20 protein-coding genes are annotated in these 21,132 nt (G+C 70.0%); 2 read left to right on the top strand and 18 right to left on the bottom strand.

Going from position 1 to position 21,132, the window contains the following annotated elements:
- Position 1: 1 nt before the first annotated feature.
- The 11 genes from ACQPXM_RS17105 to ACQPXM_RS17055 form a co-directional block, all read right to left on the bottom strand.
- Positions 2-1,009, bottom strand: a complete 1,008-nt coding sequence (locus ACQPXM_RS17105; protein ID WP_432949683.1) for an ABC transporter ATP-binding protein — start codon at positions 1,007-1,009, stop codon at positions 2-4.
- Positions 1,006-2,007, bottom strand: coding sequence for an ABC transporter ATP-binding protein (locus ACQPXM_RS17100; RefSeq protein WP_432949681.1), 1,002 nt, complete (start codon positions 2,005-2,007; stop codon positions 1,006-1,008). Before ACQPXM_RS17100 ends, ACQPXM_RS17105 begins: the two co-directional genes overlap by 4 nt.
- A 202-nt stretch (positions 2,008-2,209) precedes the next feature.
- The gene (locus ACQPXM_RS17095; protein ID WP_432949679.1) at positions 2,210-3,103 is read right to left on the bottom strand and encodes an ABC transporter permease; all 894 of its coding nucleotides are present in this window, start codon (positions 3,101-3,103) and stop codon (positions 2,210-2,212) included.
- A complete protein-coding gene (locus ACQPXM_RS17090; RefSeq protein WP_432949677.1) occupies positions 3,096-4,022 on the bottom strand; it encodes an ABC transporter permease in 927 nt (308 codons plus the stop codon). Before ACQPXM_RS17090 ends, ACQPXM_RS17095 begins: the two co-directional genes overlap by 8 nt.
- Positions 4,019-5,623 carry a peptide ABC transporter substrate-binding protein gene (locus ACQPXM_RS17085; RefSeq protein ID WP_432949675.1) on the bottom strand — a complete coding sequence of 535 codons (1,605 nt, stop codon included), beginning with the start codon at positions 5,621-5,623 and terminating at the stop codon, positions 4,019-4,021. Before ACQPXM_RS17085 ends, ACQPXM_RS17090 begins: the two co-directional genes overlap by 4 nt.
- A gap of 233 nt (positions 5,624-5,856) precedes the next feature.
- Entirely contained in the window at positions 5,857-6,156 is a 300-nt protein-coding gene (locus ACQPXM_RS17080) for a hypothetical protein (RefSeq protein ID WP_432949673.1), read from the bottom strand.
- Positions 6,117-6,446 carry a hypothetical protein gene (locus tag ACQPXM_RS17075; RefSeq protein ID WP_432949671.1) on the bottom strand — a complete coding sequence of 110 codons (330 nt, stop codon included), beginning with the start codon at positions 6,444-6,446 and terminating at the stop codon, positions 6,117-6,119. The genes ACQPXM_RS17080 and ACQPXM_RS17075 overlap by 40 nt, the downstream gene beginning before the upstream one ends.
- A gap of 45 nt (positions 6,447-6,491) precedes the next feature.
- Entirely contained in the window at positions 6,492-7,805 is a 1,314-nt protein-coding gene (locus ACQPXM_RS17070; protein ID WP_432949670.1) for a M16 family metallopeptidase, read from the bottom strand.
- Positions 7,802-10,039 carry a polyribonucleotide nucleotidyltransferase gene (locus tag ACQPXM_RS17065; protein ID WP_432949668.1) on the bottom strand — a complete coding sequence of 746 codons (2,238 nt, stop codon included), beginning with the start codon at positions 10,037-10,039 and terminating at the stop codon, positions 7,802-7,804. Before ACQPXM_RS17065 ends, ACQPXM_RS17070 begins: the two co-directional genes overlap by 4 nt.
- Positions 10,040-10,318: 279 nt before the next feature.
- A complete protein-coding gene (rpsO, locus tag ACQPXM_RS17060; RefSeq protein WP_012920573.1) occupies positions 10,319-10,591 on the bottom strand; it encodes a 30S ribosomal protein S15 in 273 nt (90 codons plus the stop codon).
- A 116-nt stretch (positions 10,592-10,707) separates the two neighbouring features.
- On the bottom strand, positions 10,708-11,703 hold the full coding sequence (locus tag ACQPXM_RS17055) for a bifunctional riboflavin kinase/FAD synthetase (RefSeq protein WP_432949666.1): 996 nt from the start codon (positions 11,701-11,703) through the stop codon (positions 10,708-10,710).
- Positions 11,704-11,818: 115 nt separating this feature from the next.
- Between ACQPXM_RS17055 and ACQPXM_RS17050 the strand changes: the two genes are divergently transcribed.
- Complete coding sequence (locus ACQPXM_RS17050; protein ID WP_432949664.1) at positions 11,819-12,862, top strand: SGNH/GDSL hydrolase family protein; 1,044 nt, start codon at positions 11,819-11,821, stop codon at positions 12,860-12,862.
- Positions 12,863-12,995: 133 nt separating this feature from the next.
- Here ACQPXM_RS17050 and ACQPXM_RS17045 read toward each other — a convergent pair whose 3' ends face one another.
- Genes ACQPXM_RS17045 through ACQPXM_RS17035 form a run of 3 tightly spaced genes read right to left on the bottom strand, consistent with a single transcriptional unit; the run spans position 12,996 to position 14,872 of the window.
- Positions 12,996-13,880 carry an NAD-dependent protein deacetylase gene (locus ACQPXM_RS17045; RefSeq protein WP_432949662.1) on the bottom strand — a complete coding sequence of 295 codons (885 nt, stop codon included), beginning with the start codon at positions 13,878-13,880 and terminating at the stop codon, positions 12,996-12,998.
- Between the two features lie 9 nt (positions 13,881-13,889).
- Positions 13,890-14,516, bottom strand: a complete 627-nt coding sequence (locus ACQPXM_RS17040; RefSeq protein WP_432949660.1) for a transcriptional regulator — start codon at positions 14,514-14,516, stop codon at positions 13,890-13,892.
- The gene (locus ACQPXM_RS17035) at positions 14,513-14,872 is read right to left on the bottom strand and encodes a hypothetical protein (RefSeq protein ID WP_432949658.1); all 360 of its coding nucleotides are present in this window, start codon (positions 14,870-14,872) and stop codon (positions 14,513-14,515) included. The genes ACQPXM_RS17040 and ACQPXM_RS17035 overlap by 4 nt, the downstream gene beginning before the upstream one ends.
- Positions 14,873-14,931: 59 nt before the next feature.
- On the opposite strand from ACQPXM_RS17035, the gene ACQPXM_RS17030 reads away from it, so the two are divergent.
- Positions 14,932-16,122, top strand: coding sequence for a PEP/pyruvate-binding domain-containing protein (locus ACQPXM_RS17030; protein ID WP_432949656.1), 1,191 nt, complete (start codon positions 14,932-14,934; stop codon positions 16,120-16,122).
- Here ACQPXM_RS17030 and truB read toward each other — a convergent pair.
- The 4 genes from truB to ACQPXM_RS17010 all read right to left on the bottom strand — a co-directional run bounded on the left by truB (position 16,119) and on the right by ACQPXM_RS17010 (position 21,110).
- A complete protein-coding gene (gene truB / locus ACQPXM_RS17025; protein WP_432949654.1) occupies positions 16,119-17,024 on the bottom strand; it encodes a tRNA pseudouridine(55) synthase TruB in 906 nt (301 codons plus the stop codon). The genes ACQPXM_RS17030 and truB overlap by 4 nt on opposite strands.
- A complete protein-coding gene (rbfA, locus tag ACQPXM_RS17020) occupies positions 17,005-17,442 on the bottom strand; it encodes a 30S ribosome-binding factor RbfA (protein ID WP_077016757.1) in 438 nt (145 codons plus the stop codon). The genes truB and rbfA overlap by 20 nt, the downstream gene beginning before the upstream one ends.
- 119 nt (positions 17,443-17,561) lie before the next feature.
- Positions 17,562-20,753: a translation initiation factor IF-2 gene (gene infB, locus ACQPXM_RS17015; RefSeq protein WP_432949651.1), complete on the bottom strand. Its 3,192-nt coding sequence runs from the start codon at positions 20,751-20,753 to the stop codon at positions 17,562-17,564.
- 174 nt (positions 20,754-20,927) lie between these two features.
- Positions 20,928-21,110 carry a YlxR family protein gene (locus tag ACQPXM_RS17010; RefSeq protein WP_432949649.1) on the bottom strand — a complete coding sequence of 61 codons (183 nt, stop codon included), beginning with the start codon at positions 21,108-21,110 and terminating at the stop codon, positions 20,928-20,930.
- Between the last annotated feature and the right edge of the window lie 22 nt (positions 21,111-21,132).

The following is a 21,132-nucleotide window of genomic DNA, read 5'->3' as shown; positions in this document are numbered from 1 at the left end:
GTCAGGATGACATGACAGAGGTGTATTCCGCCTGTGCTTTCTCCGCGAAATGGCAGGCCACCTGCTGACCGGACTCGATCACCCGCAGCTCCGGTACGTCGACCGAACACCTCGCCTCGGCCTGCAGGCAACGCGTGTGGAAGCGGCAGCCCGACGGCGGCGAAACCGGCGACGGCGGGTCGCCGGCGAGCACAATCCGGCGGCGTCCGCCCTGCCGGGCCAGGCCGGGCTCGGCCGACAGCAGCGCCTGCGTGTACGGATGCGCCGGTACGTCGTACACCTCGTGGTGCTGACCCAGCTCGGCCACCTTGCCGAGGTACATGACCGCCACCCGGTCGGAGACGTGCCGGACCACCGACAGGTCGTGCGCGACGAAGATGATGCTCAGCCCGAGCTCGCGCTGCAGCCGCATCAACAGGTTCACCACCTGCGCCTGGACCGACAGGTCGAGCGCCGACACCGGTTCGTCGCAGAGCAGGACGTCGGGGTTGAGCGCGATCGCGCGGGCGATCCCGATGCGTTGCCGTTGGCCACCGGAGAACTGGTGCGGGAACTTCGTCTCGTCCTCGGCCCGCAGCCCGACCAGCTCCAGCAGTTCGCGGACCCGCTTGCGGATGTCCATCCCCTTCGAGACGTCGGGGTGCACCTCCAACGGCTCGGCGACGATCTCGCCGACGCGCATCCGCGGGTTGAGGCTGGAGTACGGGTCCTGGAACACGACCTGCACGTTGCGCCGCCAGCGCCGCAACTCGCGACCCTTCAGCTTGGCCACGTCCACACCGTCGTACCGCAACGAGCCGTCGGTCGGCTTCTCCAGCGCCGCGAGCAGGCGGACCAGCGTCGACTTGCCACACCCGGACTCGCCGACGATGCCGAGCGACTCGCCCTTGCGCAGTACCAGATCCACGCCGTCGACCGCCCGGACCAGAGTCTTCGTCCCGAACGACAGCGCCGGGCTGATGTCGTAGTGCTTCACCAGATTCGTTGCCACCAGCAACTCATCGGTCATGACACGGCCTCCTTCAAGGCGCTGCCGGTACGCCGGATGCAGGCCGCGTCCCGTCCCGGTGCGACGGTCAGCAACGGTGGAACGTCATGCGCGCACTGCTCGATCGCCAGCTTGCAGCGGGTCCGGAACGCGCAGCCGGACGGGATCGCCCGCAACGACGGCGGCGTCCCGGGAATCGTCGGCAGCTCCTGGCCCTTGAGATCCGCCGACGGCATCGACCCGAGCAGCCCTTCGGTGTACGGATGCATCGGCAGCTCCAGCGCGTCGGCCGTCGCGGCCCGCTCGACCACGTGACCGGCGTACATCACCACCACGTTGTCGGCGACGTCCGCGACCACGCCGAGGTCGTGCGTGATCAGTACGACGCCCATGTCCCGCTCGGCCTGCAACTCCGCGATCAGCTCCAGGATCTGGGCCTGCACGGTGACGTCGAGCGCCGTGGTCGGCTCGTCCGCGATCAGTACGTCGGGGTCGAGCGCGAGCGCCATCGCCAGCATCACCCGCTGCCGCATCCCACCGGAGAACTCGTGCGGGTAGTCGTTCACCCGCTTGGCCGACGCCGGAATCCGCACCTGGTCCAGCATCTCCGCGGCCCGCCGCATCGCGTCACCCTTGGACATGCCCCGGTGCACCCGGTAGCACTCGGCGATCTGCTTGCCCACCGACTGCACGGGGTTGAGCGCCGACAGCGAGTCCTGGAACACCATCGTGATCCGGTCGCCGACGATCTTGCGGCGCTCCTTCACCGACATCGCGATCAGGTCCTCGCCGCGGTACTTCGCCGTACCGGAGACGATCCGCCCCGGCGGCATCTCGAGGATCCCGGTCAGCGCTTGGGTCGAGACCGACTTCCCCGAGCCGGATTCGCCGAGAATTGCGAGGGTCTCCCCCGCTCGTACCTGCCAGGACACCCCGTCCACGGCCCGCACCGTGCCATGCGGAGTGTCGAACTCGACGCTGAGATCGTCCACCTGCAGCAGTACTTCACCCGCGCTCATGGGGCCTCCCGGGCGTGGACTTCGAGTGCAAGAAAGGCGGTCACGGGGCCCCTTCCGCCCGGATCGAGCAGAGCACGAAGGTCATGGGGCCTCCCGGTCTGGACTGAAGAGTGGAGGGAGCGAAGCGACCGAAGCGACGAGGGAAGACCGGGAGACAAAGCCCCATGACCACGCCGAGCCGGAGGCGAGGCCAAAAGCACAGTCATCGCATCAGCTTCGGGTCGAGGGCGTCGCGGATCGAGTCGCCGATGATCATGAAGGAGATCGTCATCGCCGAGATGAACAACGCCGGCCAGATGAACAGGTGCGGAGTGTCGCGGTACGCCGCGGCGACTCCGAACTGCGATCCCCACGAGATCGACGGTGGCTGCAGGCCGACGCCGAGGAAGGTGAGCACGGCCTCGAGACCGACCAGGCCGCCGACGCCGAGCGTGGTCATCGCCAGCAGTGGCGCCATCGCGTTCGGGAACACGTGTTTGCGCAGGATCCGTAACGGTGGAACGCCGATCGACCGGGCCGCCAGCACGTACTCGCGGTTGCGGACCGAGAAGACCGTCGACCGCATCACCCGCATGCCCTGGGGCCACCAGGTCAGCAGGATGACCGCGACGATGATCCAGATGCTGCGGTTGGGCACCGAGTTCAGGATCACGATCAGCGCGATCAGGCCCGGCAGCGCGAACAGCACGTCGGCCACCCGGGAGATGATCGTGTCGACCGCGCCCGGGAAGTAGCCCGCGAGCAGCCCCAGGATCCCGGCCACCAGGAAGCCACCGACCCCGGCGACCAGGCTGACCAGGACCGAGGGCCGCGCGCCGTAGATCACGTTGGCGAAGTAGTCGCAGCCCTGGATGTCGAAGCCGAACGGGTGGCCCGGTTCGCGGCCGTGCTGGGTCTTGCTCAGCTCACAGAACCGCGGATCGACCGACGTGAACAGCCGCGGGAAGGCGGCCATCACGAAGAAGCCCAGCACCAGCACGGTGCAGAGCACGAACTGCGGTTTGCGCAGCAGGGCGCGCAGCAGTTCGGTGTTGGACAGGGTCCGGCCTTCGAGGTCCTGCGTCTCGTTCCCGAAGACCTGCTGGGCCTCAGACATTGCGCACCCTCGGATCGATCGCGCCGTACACGATGTCGACGATCAGGTTGATGACGATGAACATGACGAAGGCCAGCGTGGACAGCAGCACCACCACCCCGCCCTCCTTGAACCGGATCGCCGAGAACAGGAACTGTCCCAGCCCCGGCAGGTTGAAGATCGACTCGGCCAGCACCGCGCCGGCGAAGATCCCGGCGAAGTCGATGCCCATCAGCGTGACGACGGGCAGCAACGCGTTCGGCAGCACGTGCCGCCACAGGATCCGCTGCTCCCCCAGGCCCTTGGCCCGGGCGGTCTTCACGAAGTCGGCGTTCGCGGTGTCGACGATCGACGTCCGGGTCAGCCGCGCCATCCCGGCGAACCCGGTGATCGCGATACAGATCGCCGGCAGCAGATACGACACGGGATAACCGTCGGCGGTGCCGGAGACCGGCAGCCACTTGAGCTCGACGCCGAACACGTACTGGCCGGCGAAGTACAGCACCAGCCCGGGTACGGCGAGCACCGCCAGCGTCGACAGCAGCAGCATCCGGTCGACCAGGCCGTTGCGCCGGAAGCCGGCGTACAGGCCGAACAGGAGACCCGCGATCCACTGCAGTGCAAGGCTCATCGTGGCCAGCTTCAGCGTGACGGGGATCCGCAGCTTGAGCTGGCCGGCGATGTCGGCACCGGCGAAGGTCGTCCCGAAGTGTCCGGTGAAGATGTCCTTCATCGACAGCAGGTACTGCACGATGAACGGCTCGTCGAGGTGGAACTGGGCCCGCTTGGCCGCCAGCACCGCGGCGGGAATGGGCTTGTCACCGGCCAGCTCACGCAGGGGGTCCCCGGGCATCGCGAAGACGAGCGCGAAGACCCCCAGCGTGACGATCAGGCCGATCGGAACGGCCGCCAGGATCCGGCGGAGAACGAACCGGGTCACTTGAACGTGGAGTACAGCGCCTGGACGCCGGTGTACTTCGACACCCGCGGCTCGATCTTGGCCGAGTGCAGGTAGGCGTTCTGCTTGGCGTACAAGGGGATCAGCGGCATGTCCTCGAGGGCGATGTCCTCGGCCTGCTGGTACAGCTTGATCGCCTTGTCCGGGTCGGGTTCGGCGTCGCCCTGGGCGAGGACCTTGTCCAGCTGCGGGTTGCTGTAGCCGGCGAAGTTCGCGTCACCGGTCGACTTGAACATCGGGGTCAGGTAGTCCTCGATCGAGGGGTAGTCGTGACCCCAGCCGCTGAACCGCAGGCCGTCGAGCTTGCGGGTGTCGGCCAGCGTAGTGATCTCCGAGCCCTGCTTGCCGGTGTACTTCACGTCCAGGCCGAGGTTCTGGCGCAGCATGTTGCCGATCGCCTCGGCGAAGATCTGCCCGGTCGCGGAGGTGGTGTTGTAGTTGATGTTGAGCTGGCCGGAGAAGCCGCCGGCCTCCTGCAGCAATTGCTTGGCCTTGGCGGCGTCGAAGGTGCAGTACTTGCAGGCGTCGGCGCGGTAGCCGTTGATGTCCGGCGCGATCAGGCCGTTGGACGGCGCGGCCAGGCCGACCAGGTCGGCCATCGCCTTGCGGTCGATCGCCATCGACAGCGCGTGCCGCAGCTTTGGGTTCTTGAACCGGGCGTCCCAGGCCGGGACGACCAGGTAGTTGGCGCCGGAGGCCCCGGCCGTCACCCAGCCGTCGGGCGCGTCGGTCTTGAACGTCTTGATCTTGGTCGGCGGTACGTCGACGAAGTCGACCGTGCCGGCCAGGAACTCGTTGTACGCCGTGTCGGCGTTCGGGATGAACCGGTAGGTCAGCGCGTCGGCCTCGGGCGGGTTCGGGCCCTTGTAGCCGTCCCACTTGACCAGCTTGATGTCGTCGCCGGGGTTCCAGGCGCCGTCGAGCTTGAACGGGCCGTTGCCGATCGGCTTGCGCTTGTAGGCGTCGGGGTCCTTGCGGACCTCTTCGGGCAGCGGGGCCAGGCCGAGGTACTGCAGGGTCAGGCCGAACTGGGAGAACGGGACCTTGAGCTTGACCGAGAAGGTCAGGTCATCGATCTGCTTCAGGCCGCTGAGGGTCTTGACCGAGGTCGGCTTCGGCGTCGCGCCGTCCGGCGTCGGCGGGTTCAGCGCCTCGTACCCCTCGACCTTGGAGAAGAAGCCGTTGTTCTTCCAGGCGGTCGAGCCCTGCGCGGTCAGGTTCCAGCTGTCGACGTAGTCCTTGGCGGTCAGCGGCTGGCCGTTCTGGAAGCTGTTGCCGGGCTTGAGCTTGATCGTCCAGGTCTGGCTGGCCTTGTCCGGCGTGACCGAGTCGGCCAGCACGTTGACGGTCTTGCCGGTGTTCGGGTCGGTCGCGACCAGCGGGGCGAAGACCGCCTGCGCGATCTGGATGCCCGGGCTGCCGTTCTCGTTCAGCGGGTTGATGTACTCCAGCGGGTCGGCGGCGATCGCGATCACCGCGCTCTTCGCCCCGCCTCCCCCGCTGTCCCCACTGCTGCCGTTGCCGTCACCGCAGGCGCCGAGCACCAGGGCCAGCCCCAGCGTCGCCCCCAGAACACCAGTCACACGTCGCACGTCATACCAACTTCCTCGGCGGAGAACCGCTAGGCGGGCGGATGTGCCGGATATGTTTGCTGGTCGTTAGTGCGCATGTCAACGTTGTCAGCAACAAAAAGCATGCGCGTAACAAACGCGTTACTTAGCGGAGCGGCTCGCGAAGAGGTCAGAGCACCTGCGGACAGCCTCGGCGTACCCTCGACCATATCGCCGACAGCAGGCCGAAGTCATCAGAGCACAGGTCAGGATTTGCTCTGATCGGCGAAGAGCTGAGCGAACCGTCCATGCTCAATCGCGAGCAGTTCGTCGTACCGGCCCTGCTGGACCACGCCGCCGTCGTCGAGCACGTAGATCCGGTCCATCTCCCGCAGCGTCCAGGCCCGGTGCGAGACCACGACGGTGATCCGGCACTGCTGCCCGAGTTGGGCGTCGAGGCCGGACATCCGCCGGGTGAACGACTCGGCCTCGGCGGAGACGAGTGCTCGCCGTACGGCGTCGTCGGTCACGTCGTCCGGCGCACCGAGCGCGACCACGTCACGCAACGAGAACTCGAACTTGCCGAACTCCTGCACCAGCAGGCCGAAGTGCCCGAGCCACGCTCGGCCCTGATCGACACATCCCGCAACGCCGGGCGGTCGGTACCGGGATAGGTGTAGCTGATGCCCTCGAGATCGACGCACGCCACGTCGCGCACGACCACCTGCGGTTCGGCCGGGGGGACCGCGTCCACGAAGCGGCGGTAGATCGCGGCCTGCGGGGCGGCGGTGATGATCATGCCGAACGCGTAGCCGCACAACCGGATCGCGTTCAGTCCGGAGATCGTCCCGGCCACCGCGGCCGCCGTACCGGCACCGGACGCGCCACGTCTCCCGCAGGCCTACAGGTCGAAGACCGTGGTGTCCTCGTCGAACGGGCCCATCACGGTGAGGGCCGGGGTGCCCGCGTACAGCTCGGCGGCGAGCGCGTGCACGTCGTCGAGCGTGACCGCGTCGATCCGCTCGAGGATCTCGTCGACGGTCGGCAGTTCGCCGTACACGAGCTCGGCCTTGGCGATCCGGGTCATCTTGGCGCCGGTGTCCTCCATGCCCATCACCACCGAGCCGCGCATCTGGCCCTTGCCGCGCAGCAGTTCGTCGGGTGTGATGCCGCCGGCCGCGATCGTGCTCAGCTCGGCGCGGATCACGTCCAGCACCTCCGGCGCCTTCTTCGGCAGGCAGCCCGCGTAGACCCCGACCATGCCCGAGTCCGCGTACGCCGAACCGAAGGTGAACACCGAGTACGCCAGGCCGCGCTTCTCCCGCACCTCCTGGAACAGCCGCGACGACATGCCGCCGCCGACGATCCCGTGCAGTACGCCGGCGACGTACCGGCGCTCGTCGTTGCGCACCAGCCCCGGCATGCCGAGCACCAGGTGCGCCTGCTCGACGTCGCGGTGGTGCACCCGCACTCCCCCGTACGTCGGGAGGCGGCGACCGGACCCGCGGCGGACCGGTGCCGGCTCGGCCTCGCCGGTGACCCAGTGCCGCTCGAACGCCTTGCGGACCAGGCGGACGACGTCGGAGTGCTCCACGTTGCCGGCCACGGAGACGACGATGTTCTCCGGCCGGTAGCGGCGCCGGTACCAGCCGACGACCTGGCGGCGGGACAGGCCGGCCACCGACTCCGACGTGCCGGTGATCGAGCGGCCGAGCGGGGTCGGGCCCCACAGCTGCTCGGCGAACAGGTCGTGGATGTGGTCGGAGGTCTCGTCGGCGTGCATCGCGATCTCCTCGTCGATCACGTCACGCTCGGACTCGACGTCCTCCGGAGCCAGCGTCGCGGAGGTGATCATGTCGCAGATCACGTCGACGGCCAGCGGGAGGTCGGAGTCCAGCACCCGCGCGTAGTAGCAGGTGTACTCCTTGCCGGTGAAGGCGTTCATCTCCCCGCCGACGGCGTCCAGCGACGCAGAGATCTCCAGCGCGTCCCGGCGCTCGGTGCCCTTGAACAGCAGGTGCTCGAGGAAGTGGGTGGCGCCGGACAGCTGGACCGGCTCGTCGCGCGAGCCGACCCCGACCCACACGCCGAAGGTGACCGAGCGGAAGCCCGGGACCGACTGGGACAGCACGCGGAGCCCGGAGGGCAGGACGGTCCGTTTGACGGGACCGCCCTCCTCCGGGCTCAGCAGCGTGCTGGTGGTGGCTCGACTCACTCGGCGGCGGCAGCCTCGGAGTCGTCGGCCTTCTTCTCGTCGGCCTTGTCGCCGTCCTCGCCCTCGACCACCGGGATCAGCGACAGCTTGCCCCGGTCGTCGATCTCGGCGATCTCGACCTGCAGCTTCTGGCCGACCGAGAGGATGTCCTCGACCGCCTCGACCCGCTTGCCGCCGGCCAGGCCGCGCAGCTTCGAGATGTGCAGCAGACCGTCCTTGCCCGGCAGCAGGCTGATGAACGCCCCGAAGTTGGTCGTCTTCACGACCGTGCCCAGGTAGCGCTCACCCTTCTCCGGCATGGTCGGGTTGGCGATCGCGTTGATCATCGCGCGCGCCGCGTCGGCCGACGGGCCGTCGGTCGCACCGATGTAGACCGTGCCGTCGTCCTCGATGGAGATGTCGGCACCGGTCTCGTCGGTGATCTGGTTGATCATCTTGCCCTTCGGGCCGATGACCTCGCCGATCTTGTCGACCGGGACCTTCACCGAGATGACCCGCGGCGCGAACTCGCTCATCTCACCCGGGGCGTCGATGGCCTTCGACATCACGTCCAGGATGGTCAGGCGGGCTTCCTTGGCCTGGGTCAGCGCGCCGGCCAGGACGCTGGCCGGGATGCCGTCCAGCTTGGTGTCCAGCTGCAGGGCGGTGACGAAGTCCTTGGTGCCGGCGACCTTGAAGTCCATGTCGCCGAACGCGTCCTCCGCGCCCAGGATGTCGGTCAGCGCGACGTACTCGGTCTTGCCGTCGACCTCACCGGAGATCAGGCCCATCGCGATGCCCGCGACCGGCGCCTTCAGCGGCACACCGGCCGACAGCAGCGACAGCGTCGAGGCGCAGACCGAACCCATCGAGGTCGAGCCGTTCGAGCCGAGCGCCTCGGAGACCTGACGCAGCGCGTACGGGAAGTCCTCGCGCGACGGCAGCACCGGTACGAGGGCGCGCTCGGCGAGAGCACCGTGACCGATCTCGCGGCGCTTGGGCGAACCCACCCGGCCGGTCTCACCGGTCGAGTACGGCGGGAAGTTGTAGTTGTGCATGTAGCGCTTGCGCGTCTCCGGCGACAGCGTGTCGAGCTGCTGCTCCATCCGGAGCATGTTCAGCGTGGTGACACCCATGATCTGGGTCTCGCCGCGCTCGAACAGCGCCGAGCCGTGCACCCGCGGCAGCACCTTGACCTGCGCCTTGAGCGGGCGGATGTCGGTCAGGCCACGGCCGTCGATGCGGACCTTGTCCTTGAGCACGCGCTGGCGGACCAGCTTCTTGGTCAGCGAGCGGAAGGCCGCGGACAGCTCCTTCTCGCGCCCCTCGAAGTCGGCGGCCAGCTTGTCGATCACCGCGGCCTTGACGGCGTCGGTGGCCTCCTCGCGGTCGTGCTTGCCGGCGATCGTGAGGGCCTGCGACAGCTCCTCGGTCGCGGCGGCCTCGACGGCGGCGAACGCGTCGTCCTGGTAGTCCGGGAACACGGGGAACTCACCGGTCGGCTTGGACGCCGCGGCGGCCAGCGCCGCCTGCGCCTCGACCAGGGTCTTGATGAAGCCCTTCGAGGCCTCGAGGCCCTCGGCCACGATCTCCTCGGTCGGCGCCTGCTTGCCGGCGGCAACGGCGTCGAAGGTGCCCGGGGTGGACTCGGCCTCGACCATCATGATCGCGACGTCACCGGTGTCGGTGACGCGACCCGCCACCACCATGTCGAAGACGGCGTCCTCGAGCTCGCTGTGGGTCGGGAACGCGACCCACTGCTTGTCGATCAGCGCGACGCGGGTGGCGCCGATCGGGCCGGAGAACGGCAGCCCGGCGATCTGGGTGGACATCGACGCGGCGTTGATCGCCAGGACGTCGTACAGCGCGTCCGGGTTGAGCGCCAGGACCGTGATGACGACCTGGATCTCGTTGCGCAGGCCGGACACGAACGACGGCCGCAGCGGGCGGTCGATCAGCCGGCAGGTCAGGATGGCCTCTTCGCTGGGCCGGCCCTCACGACGGAAGAACGAGCCGGGAATCCGGCCGGCGGCGTACATCCGCTCCTCGACGTCGACCGTCAGCGGGAAGAAGTCGAACTGGTCCTTGGGCTTCTTGCTGGCCGTCGTGGCCGACAGCACCATCGTGTCGCCGTCGAGGTAGGCGGCGGCCGAACCGGCGGCCTGCTGGGCCAGGCGGCCCGTCTCGAAGCGGATGGTGCGGGTGCCGAAGCTGCCGTTGTCGATCACGGCTTCGGCGTACTGTGCGCCCTCCATGGGCGCGTTGGTGGATCCCGACACGGGATACCCCTCTCTCACGTGAGACGACGTGAGGCGCGGGTGTCCGGGGGTGCCGGTCTTCGATCGAGGCCCGCGGGTCGAGCGCCACGCGGTGGGGCGCTGTCCCGAAAGCCACTACCGAGGACCGGTCGTCGTCCCGGTACGCGGGTCGCGTCGTCTCGTTGTCGTTGATTGTTCAGTTGTGCCATGCCCGGGTGCCCGGGCATGGATACGCGAGAAGCGGCCACCGGAGTGCGGTGGCCGCTTCTCACGGCGTCATCGGCGCAGACCGAGCCGCTCGATCAGCGACCGGTAGCGGTTGATGTCCTTCTTCGCCAGGTAGTTCAGCAGCCGGCGGCGCTGACCGACCAGCAGGAGCAGACCACGACGGCTGTGGTGGTCGTGCTTGTGCTCCTTCAGGTGCTCGGTCAGGTCGGCGATGCGGTGCGTGAGCAGCGCGACCTGGACCTCGGGGGAACCGGTGTCGCCCTCGGTCAGGGCGTACTCGCCGATGATCTTCTTCTTCGCCTCAGGATTGGCAGACGACACGTTGATCCTCTCGATGTCCGTTGCGCGGCGCACCGGGGCTTTTGTCACCCGGGCACTCTCGATCCGCGGCCGTTCAGACGGCAGCGTCCAGAGTATCAGCCTGTGGACAAGCGGTGCTAATTCCCCGCCTCGGCCGGGGTGTCCGCCTGGTCCTGGCCGGTCAGCAGCCGGCGGGCCTGGTCGACGTCGGCCTTCATCTGCACCAGCAGCTCGTCGATGGTGTCGAACCGGATCTGCGAGCCGCGCAGCCGGGCGACGAAGTCCACCGCGACCCGCGCGCCGTACAGCTCGAGGTCGTCGCGGTCCAGCACGTACGACTCGACTCGCCGGTCGATCCCGTCGAACGTCGGGTTGCTGCCGACGCTGATCGCCGCCGGGAACGCCTCCCCGTACGCCGGACCGCCGGGCGCCGGCTCCAGCACGGTCAGCCGGCCGGCGTAGACGCCGTCGAGCGGGATCGCCGAGCCCGACTCGGCCGGGATGTTCGCGGTCGGGTACCCCAGCTCGCGGCCCCGCTTGTCGCCCTCGATCACCGTGCCGATGACGCGCAACGGCCGGCCCAGCGCCGTCGCCACCCGCTCGACGTCACCGGCGGCGATCAGCTCGCGGATGTAGGTCGACGACCACGGCTGGTCCTCGCCGCGCAGCGCGAGTCCTTCCACCTCGAACCCGGCCGCGGCACCCGCCTCGACCAGCGTGTCGACGTGCCCGGCGGCCTTGTGGCCGAAGCGGAAGTTCTCGCCGACCACGACCGCCTTGGCGTGCAGCGTGCCGACCAGGACGCGATCGATGAACTCCTGCGGCGACCAGGTCGAGGTCTCCTTGTCGAACGGCAGGATCAGCACCGCGTCGGCGCCGGCGTCGCAGAGCAGCTGGGCCCGCTCCTCGGGCTCGCTGATCGTCGCCGGCGCCTTGTCGGGCCGGAGCACCGCCATCGGGTGCGGGTTGAAGGTGAGCGCGACCACCGGCAGCCCACCGAGCCGCTCGGCCCGCGCCCGCGCGTGCTCCAGCACCTCCTGATGCCCGCGGTGCACGCCGTCGAAGTTGCCGATGGTGACGACCGACGGACCGAAATCGGGGCCCACCTCGTCCAAACCGTGCCAGACACGCATGGCAGAAGGATTCCACGAAACCGTCCGGGCCGGTGCACCAGGTCCCCGATCACCCCTTGTAATCGGCCGGTCACACAACTTACTGTGGGCCGCACTGCCCCATCCCGGAGGTCACGTGAGAATTCCTCGTGCAGTCGCAGCGTTCACCGCGCTCGCCACGATCGGCGCGTGGTCCGTCACGGCCCCCGCCCGGGCGGCCGCACCGGATCGGTCCGCCGTCACGCCGCAGGCGGCGTACAGCAAGTACGTCGCGCTCGGTGACTCCTACACGTCCGCACCGCTGGTGCCGCTGCCGGAGCTGCTCTCGCTGGGCTGCCTGCGCTCGACCAGCAACTACCCGAAGCTGCTCGCCGGTTTGCTGCGGGTGCAGCGCTTCACCGACGTGAGCTGCGGCGGCGCCGACACCACCAACATGACCCAGCCGCAGAAGACGTCGTTCGGTGTCGCTCCCCCGCAGTTCAACGCGCTGACCCCGGACACCGACCTGGTCACGGTCGGGATCGGCGGCAACGACTTCGGCGTGTTCGGCCGGATCATCGACACCTGCCCGAAGCTGCGGGCCACCGACGCCACGGGCGCGCCGTGCAAGCAGCACTTCACCGTCGACGGCGTGGACACGCTGAAGGCCGACATCGCCAAGACCCAGGGCCGGATCACCGACGTCGCCAAGGCGATCAAGGCGAAGGCGCCGCGGGCGACCGTCGTACTGATCGGCTACCCGAAGATCGCGCCCGAGCAGGGCACCTGCCCGGCGATCCTGCCGTTCGCCGACGGCGACTACCGCTACCTGTACTCGATCGAGCAGGAGCTCAACGCGGCCGTTCAGAACGCGGCGACCGCGGCCGGTGTGCTCTACCTCGACACGTTCGGCCCGTCCACCGGCCACGACGCCTGCGCCCCGAACGGCCAGGCCTGGATCCAGGGCAAGGACGTCAACCTGCTCCGCGCCTACAGCTACCACCCGCGGTTCGAGGGTCAGGCCGGTGTCGCGGCGCTGACCGTCAAGAAGCTCACCGGCGTCCCGGAGACGGTGACGGCGGCCGAGCAGGCCGGGTTCGCGCGGCAGGCGCGCGAGCTGAGCAACCGGGCCGCGAAGACCAGCCTGCCGGAGGCCTACCGGGCCCACTTGGACCGCCTACGGACCGGCGCGCAACGCTGACCCTTTCCAATCCGTACGGCGGACGCCGGGCCGGCCCACTTCACGCGTGGGCCGGCCCGGCGGCTTTTCGGCCCGCGGACGGTTTCGGGCGCCGCGGCTGGGCCGAGCGCTTCGGTCAGCCGAGCAGGTTGGGTCAGCCGAGCGCTTGGGTCAGCTCTGTCAGCGCCTGACCGAGCGGCAAATCGACGCGGTGCGTCGCGAGCGGGTCTCCCCGGGTCAGGCCGTGGTTGATGATCAGCACCGGCTTGCCGGCCTTCGCGGCGTACCGGACGAACCGGAAGCCCGACATCACGGTCAACGACGAGCCGAGCACCAGCATCGACTCGGCTTCGTCGATCTGCTGGTAGCAGCGCTCGACCCGCGACTTCGGCACGTTCTCGCCGAAGAACACGACGTCGGGCTTCAGCAGCGGGGACCCGCAGTTGCGGCACGGGACCAGGTGGAACCCCCGCACCGTCTCCTCGGGCAGCTCGACGTCGCCATCGGGGTTGATGCGCAGCGCCTGACCCTCGAAGGCCGGGTTCGCCGCACGCAGCCGCCGGTCGAGCTCCTCGCGCGGGCTGGTGTCGCGGCAGTCCAGGCAGACGACGCGGTCGAGGTTGCCGTGCAGCTCGATCACGTCGCGCGCGCCGGCAGCCTGGTGCAGGCCGTCGACGTTCTGGGTGATCACGCCGCTCAGGTAGCCGCGGGCCTGCAGCGTGGCGACCGCGCGGTGGCCGGCGTTCGGGTCGGCGCGGGCGATGGTCCGCCAGCCGAGGTGGCTGCGCGCCCAGTACCGCTGCCGGCCGGACTCGCTGCCGACGAAGTCGCCGTACGTCATCGGCGTGTGGGTCCGCAGACTGCCGGTCGCACCCCGGTAGTCCGGGATGCCCGACTCGGTCGAGATGCCCGCCCCGGACAGCACGACGACCTCACCGGCCGCCACCGTGTCGACCACCGGACCGAGATCCGCCGTACCGGGTGCAAGCGCCAGCACCTCGGGACCGGGAGTCCAACTCAACGTAGGCCGTGAACGCACCCCTCAAGCCTAGCCACCACGCTCCACCCCCAAGGTGGCGATCAGGTCCTCGTGGAGTTCGAACCAGACCGCGTGGCAGGAGTCCTTGCCCGATCCGTCGACCCAGGTGTTGTCGCGCGGCACCCGGCCGAGTGCGGCGGCGAAGCGTTCGTCGTACCCACCGAGACGCTCCAGTACGCCGGACAGCCGGGTCACCAGCTCGCCGAGTCGCACACTCAGCGCGGTCAGCGTCTTGACGACGCGGGCGTCCCACGCGCGATCCGTGTGGTCGTTGAACGCCATCGGATCGTCCTCGGACGGCCGCAACTGCCAGTCCGTGCAGGCTTGTTGAAGCCGCGCGTTGAGCGGCAGGAACTCCTGGTACACCTCCCGCAGTACGGCGTCGCCCGCGTCCTTGCGCTCGATGGCGAGCCGTCGCTCGTTCTCCGCCCGCCCGGCCGGTGTCAGCGACCAGCCACCGGTGCCGGCGAACTCGCTCCACGTCACCCAGCCGTAGGCCTGGTAGTCGAGCAGCAACTCGTCCGCCATCGCCTGGTCGAGCCCGAAGCGCGCCGCGACGGTCTGGACGTCCGCCATCCCCTTCAGCCGTACGGCGTGCAGTACGAGCAGCTCCGGGTCCGATGCCCGGCGGGTCATGCCTCCGCCTGACGCGCTGCCAGCCGGTCGAGCCGCTGCTGACAGGCCTGCGGTGAGTTCAGCCCCAGCGCCTGAGCCATCTGCGCCCAGGTCAGCCCCAGGCCGCGCGCCGCGAACAGCAGCCCGGTCTCCAGCTGGTCCAGCTCGGCCCGTGCCGCGGGTAGCAGCCGGAGGGCAGCCAGCGCCGCCTCCTGGTCGCCGCCCTTCCACAGGAAGAACTGGAGCAGGTCCACCGCCGACGGCGGCACCGGCGGGGCCTGCCATGGTCGCCGCTCCAGCTCGTCGGCTCCTCGGTCCAACAGCTCCCGGCGGGCCTGGCTCTCCCGCTCGGCCTGCTCGTGATCGTCGCTTCGCACCCCCGAACGGTCTACCATCAACACTCTGTTGTCAACATCTTGTTGAAGTTGGAGGCGGCGTGATTGTCAGACTGGCCGACGCCACGGGTTCGGTGGCCGGGCCCAAGGCGGCGACGCTCGGCGCGCTGATCCGCGCGGGCTTTCCGGTGCCGGCGGGTTTTGTCGTCCCCGCTGACATCGAGGACCTGACCGGCGCGGTGGCCGAAGCGTTGGCCGGACTGGGTAACGGGCCGGTCGCCGTACGGTCGTCGGCCGCGGGCGAGGACACGGTGGGTGCCTCGGCCGCTGGGCAGTACGACAGCTTCCTCGGGGTCGAAGGGTCGCCGGCGGTGATCAACAAGATTCTGGCGACCCGGGAGTCGCTCTGGTCCGACCGCGCGGTCGCCTACCGCGCGGGGCAATCGGTGAACCCGAAGAGGGTGCCGCCGTCCGCCGTCACTCCGATGGCGGTGATCGTGCAGCAGCTCGTCGACGCCGACGTTACCGGGGTGTTGTTCACCGTCGAGGGCGGCGACAGCGTGATCGAGGCGTCCTGGGGACTCGGGGAGAGCGTGGTGCAGGGTCTGGTGACGCCCGACGCCTTCACGGTCGGGCTGGGCGGCGTTACCGACCGCCGCCGCGGCGACAAGCGAACGCGGATCGACCGCGGACCGGCCGGATTGGAGACCAGCTTGGTGCCGCCCGATCGGCAACAGGTGCTGTGCCTCACCGACGACGAGCTTGCACGGTTGCATCGGCTGGGTCAGGACGTCGCGGCCCACCTCGGCGGACCGCAGGACATCGAGTTCGCCGTCCGGGACGGGCACATCTGGCTGCTCCAGGCCCGCCCGGTCACCGCCGACCTGCCGTTGCCGGATGCAACTACCACCGACCCGAGGGACCACGCGGAGGCCGCGGACCCGGCGAACGCCACGGACCCGGCAGAGCGGGCGGAATCGCGGATTCTCCGCGGAACCCCCGGCAGTCCGGGCGCCGCCACCGGGCCGGCGCGTGTCGTCCACGGCCCCGAGGACTTCGGCCGGGTCCGGCCCGGCGACGTCCTGGTCTGCCGGTTCACCGACCCGGCCTGGACGCCGTTGTTCGGCGTCGTCGCGGCGGTGGTCACCGAGACCGGCGGACGCCTGTGCCACGCGGCCATCGTCGCCCGCGAACGCCGCATCCCCGCCGTGCTCGGCATCCCCGCCGTGATGACCGCCTTCGCGGACGGTCAGCCGATCAGCGTCGACGGCACCCGCGGCACCGTCAGCTAACCGACAAAAACCGCACTCGGCTTGGCCAGCGGACCATGCGGCGCGTACAGCGCCAGGAACGTCCCGTCCGGCGCGAACATCGCCGTCTCCCCCGCGTCCAGCTTCAGCCCCGGCAGTGGACGGCCGGTCCGGATGGCGGCCTCCTGCTCGGCATCGGCGTCGAAGCGCGGAAAGGTCTGCGCCGCGACGTCCGCGATCGGCAGCAGCACGAACTTGTCGCCGAGCGCCTCGAGCGTGTGCGCCGCGGACAGGTCGAACCCGCCGACCCGCGTCCGGCGCAGCGCGGTCAGGTGCCCACCGACCCCGAGCACCGCGCCGAGGTCCCGCGCCAGCGCGCGGATGTAGGTGCCGCTCGAGCAGTCCACCGAGATGTCGACCTCGATGCCCTGCTCACCCCGCCGGACCGCCAGTACGTCGTACCGGCTGATCGTGACGGCCCGCGCCTTGAGCTCGATCTGCTCGCCGGCCCGGACGCGCTCGTACGCGCGCTTGCCGTCGACCTTGATCGCCGACACCTTCGACGGGATCTGCGAGATCTCGCCGCGGAACGGCTCGATCGCCGCCGAGATCGCCTCGGGGGTGATCGCCGCCAGGGCCTCCGGCGACGCGGTGCTGAGCAGCTCACCCTCGGCGTCGTCGGTGGTCGTGGTCGCCCCGAGCAGCACCGTCGCGTCGTACGACTTGTCGGCCAGTTGCAGGTGGCCGAGCAGCCGGGTCGCCCGGTTGACCCCGACCACCAGGACACCGGTGGCCATCGGGTCGAGCGTGCCGGCGTGCCCGACCTTGCGGGTGCCGGCCAGTCGCCGGACGCGGGCGACCACGGTGTGCGAGGTCAGCCCGGCCGGCTTGTCGACGACGACGATGCCGTCGGCAACGATCGGTTCACTCGTCGTCGTCGTCATCGTCCTCGCGGCGCTTGTACGGGTCGGCGTCGCCGGCCGGCTTGGCGCCCGCGGCGGCCTTGGCCACCTCGGCGTCGGCCTGGCGGGCCTTGGCCAGCAGCTCCTCGATCTGCCCGGCGGTCTCCGGGATCGCGTCGAGGTAGAACGCCAGGCTCGGCGCCCGGCGCAGCCCCAGCGCCTTGCCGACCTCGCTGCGGATCAGCCCGCGGGCCGACTCCAGCGCGGCCGCCGTGGACGCCCGCTCCTGCTCACCGCCGTACACCGTGTAGAAGACGCTGGCCTCACCGAGATCGGCGGTCAGCTTGGCGTCGGTCACGGTGACGAAGCCGAGCCGAGGGTCCTTGACCCGGCGCTCCAGCAGTTCGGCCACCAGGACCTGGATCCGGTCGGCCAGCTGCTTCGCCCTTGCTTCACCCATCCGGGCTCACTCCCTCAGTCATACGTAACGTCCGGAACGGCGGCTGTGACACCGTCGTTCCGGACGTTACTCCGCGAACTGTGCGCCGGGATCGACCGATCCCGGCGCCCGGTCCTTTGTCAGCTGCGCGGCTTCTCGCGCAGCTCGAACGACTCGACGATGTCGCCGATCTTGATGTCGTTGAAGTTGTTGATGGTCAGACCGCACTCGAAGCCCTCGCGGACCTCGGACGCGTCGTCCTTGAACCTCTTCAGCGACGACAGCTCGGTGTTGTCGACGACCACCGCGCCGTCCCGGATCAACCGCACCTTCGCGTTGCGCCGGATCAGGCCGCTGGTCACCCAGCAACCGGCGATGTTGCCCACCTTGGAGGAGCGGAAGATCTCGCGGATCTCCGCCTGGCCGAGCACGGCCTCCTCGTAGATCGGCTTGAGCATGCCCTTCAGGGCCGCCTCGATGTCGTCGATCGCCGAGTAGATGACCGAGTAGTACCGGACATCCACGCCCTCGCGCTCGGCCACGTCACCGGCCTTGCCGGCCGGCCGCACGTTGAAGCCGATGATGACGGCGTTCGACGCGATGGCCAGGTTGACGTCGTTCTCGTTGATCGCACCGACACCACGGTCGATGACCCGCAGGTTGACCTCGTCGCCGACCTCGATCCGGACCAGCGCGTCTTCCAGCGCCTCGACCGAACCGGACACGTCGCCCTTCAGGATGAGCAGCAGTTCCTGCGTCTCGCCCTTCTCCATCGAGGCCATGAAGTCCTCGAGGGTACGACGCGCGCGCCGCTTGGCGTTGGCCGCCGCACGAGCCCGTGCCTCGCGCTTCTCGGCGATCTGGCGGGCCATCCGGTCGTCGTCGACGACAAGGAACTTGTCGCCGGCGCCGGGGACGGCGGTCAGACCGAGGACCAGGACCGGACGCGACGGCGTCGCCTCCTCGACCGGGTCGCCGTGCTCGTCCAGCATCGCCCGGACCCGGCCGTAGGCCGGACCGGCCACCATCGAGTCGCCGACCCGCAGCGTTCCGCGCTGCACCAGCACGGTCGCCACCGGACCCCGGCCCTTGTCGAGGTTCGCCTCGATCGCGATGCCCTGGGCCGGCATGTTCGGGTTGGCCCGCAGGTCGAGCGCCGCGTCCGCGGTCAGCACGACACTCTCGAGCAGCCCGTCGATGTTGATCCGGGACTTCGCCGAGACGTCGACGAACATCGTGTCGCCGCCGTACTCCTCGGGGACCAGGCCGTACTCGGTCAGCTGACCGCGCACCTTGGTCGGGTCCGCCGCCGGGACGTCGATCTTGTTGACCGCGACCACGATCGGCACACCGGCCGCGCGGGCGTGGTTCAGCGCCTCGATCGTCTGCGGCATCACGCCGTCGTCGGCCGCGACCACCAGGATGACGATGTCGGTGGCCTGCGCACCACGAGCACGCATGGCGGTGAACGCCTCGTGACCCGGGGTGTCGACGAAGGTGATCGCGCGCTGCACGCCGTCGACCTCGGTGGTCACCTGGTAGGCACCGATGTGCTGGGTGATGCCACCGGCCTCCTTGGCGACCACGTTCGCCTCGCGGACCGCGTCCAGCAGCTTGGTCTTACCGTGGTCGACGTGACCCATCACGGTCACCACCGGCGGCCGCTTGACCAGGTCGTCCTCGTCGCCCTCGTCGGAGCCGAAGTCGATGTCGAACGACTGCAGCAGCTCGCGGTCCTCGTCTTCGGGGGACACGATCTGCACGTCGTACTCGAGCTCGGTGCCGAGCAGCTGCAGGGTCTCCTCGTTGACCGACTGGGTCGCGGTCACCATCTCACCGAGGTGGAACAGCACCTGCACCAGCGACGCCGGATCCGCGCCGACCTTCTCGGCGAAGTCCGTCAGCGAGGCACCGCGGGCGAGCTTGACGACCTCGCCGTTACCGTGCCGGACGCGGACGCCGCCGACGGCCGGAGCCTGCATGTTGTCGAATTCCTGGCGCTTGGCGCGCTTGGACTTGCGACCACGACGGGCCGGACCGCCCGGACGCCCGAAGGCACCCTGCGTCCCGCCCCGGCCCCGGTTGCCCGGGCCCGGACGACCGCCGCCGCCACCACCGGGGGGACCGCTCGGGCCACCACCGGGACGGAAACCGCCGCCACCGCCACCGCCGCCACCGCGCGGACCGGCACTCGGTCCACCCGGACCGCCGCCGCCACCGGGGCGCCCGCGGCCGCCACCCGCCGGAGCGGACGGACGACCGGTGAACGTGCCTGCCGACGACTTCGGCATCATCGCCGGGTTCGGCCGGGGAGCACCCGGTACGCCGCCCGGACGCGGACGGTCGTTGCCGCCGCCGCTACGGGCCTGCGGCGGGCGCGGGGGCATGCCGGCCGGGCTGGCGCCCGACGGAGCCTGCGCACCGCCACCACCCTGACCCGGGCGGGCGCCACCGCGCTGCATGCCCTGGGTCGGGCTGAACGGGTTGTTGCCCGGACGCGGAGCACCCGGACGGGGACCACCAGGTCCACCGGCGCCGGGACCACCCGGACGACCGCCACCGGGACGCGGAGCGCCCGGACGCGGTGCACCACCGGGACGCGGCGCGGAGCCGGACTGCCCCGGACGGGGAGCCGCGCCGGGACGCGGACCGGCGCCCGGCGTACCGGGACGCGGGGCCGGACGGGAGTCCTCGGCCGGACGCGGCGCGCGAGCGGCCGGAGCCTCGGCGGCCGGACGCTGCTCCTGCACCGGAGCCGCCGGAGCGGCAGGTGCCTCCGGCTGGGCCGGAGTGGCCTTCGCGGCCGGAGCCTCGAACGCCGGCTCGGGGGTCGCCGGAGCGGCCGGAGCCTCGGTCCGCGGACCAGGCCGGGGGCCGGGGCGCGGGCCGGGGCGAGCCGGTGCCGGGGTGGCACCGCCTGCCGCGGGAGCGCTGGTCTCCCGGGCCGGAGCCTCGGTGGCCGGAGCCTGCGCCGCGGGGGCGGAGACCTCGGGAGCCTTCGGTGCTGCCGGGGCCGGAGCGGCCTCGGCGGCCGGAGCGGTGCGCTCGGCCGGTGCCGCGGGGGCAGGAGCTGCCTTGGGCGCGGCGGGCTCCGCCGGGGTGACCGGAGCGGTCGCCTGCGTCGCAGCGGATGTGCTTGCGGGGGCCTTCTTGGCCGCGCGCTTCTTCGGCGGGTTCTTCTCGAACTCCTCCGCCAACCTACGGACTACGGGTGCCTCGATCGTCGAGGACGCCGATCGGACGAACTCACCCATGTCGTTCAGCCTGGTCAGTACGACCTTGCTGGTAACTCCGAGCTCTTTCGCGAGCTCGTAGACCCGGACCTTTGCCACTACTCTCCCTCTGGTCCGAGCCTGGGGGCGCGGACCGTTAGTTGACGTACATGCTCATCGCATTGCACTCATCGTTCGACACTCATCGAGTGGTCATGAGTCGATGACCCGCCTTCATGTCGTCACGGCTCAAACCGTGGGCGGCCGGGCGGCCGCACTTGGTGCTGCTGGTACTCACTGCTCGACCTGTGCCCGCACGAGACTCAGGTCCAGCGGACCCGGGACCTTGAAGGCCCGCGGGAACGCTTTGCGTCGCTCGGCGAGGTCGAGACACTCGGTCACCGGGTGCACATGCGCCCCGCGGCCGGGTGCCCGATGGGCGGGATCCGGGAGGACACGTCCTCCGGACACCGTCATCCGCAGCAGATCGGACGGACTG

Origin of the sequence: Kribbella sp. CA-253562, from assembly GCF_050942265.1 — a bacterium.
In the GTDB taxonomy this organism is placed as follows: Bacteria; Actinomycetota; Actinomycetes; order Propionibacteriales; family Kribbellaceae; genus Kribbella.
This window is presented reverse-complemented; position numbering and strand designations above follow the sequence as displayed.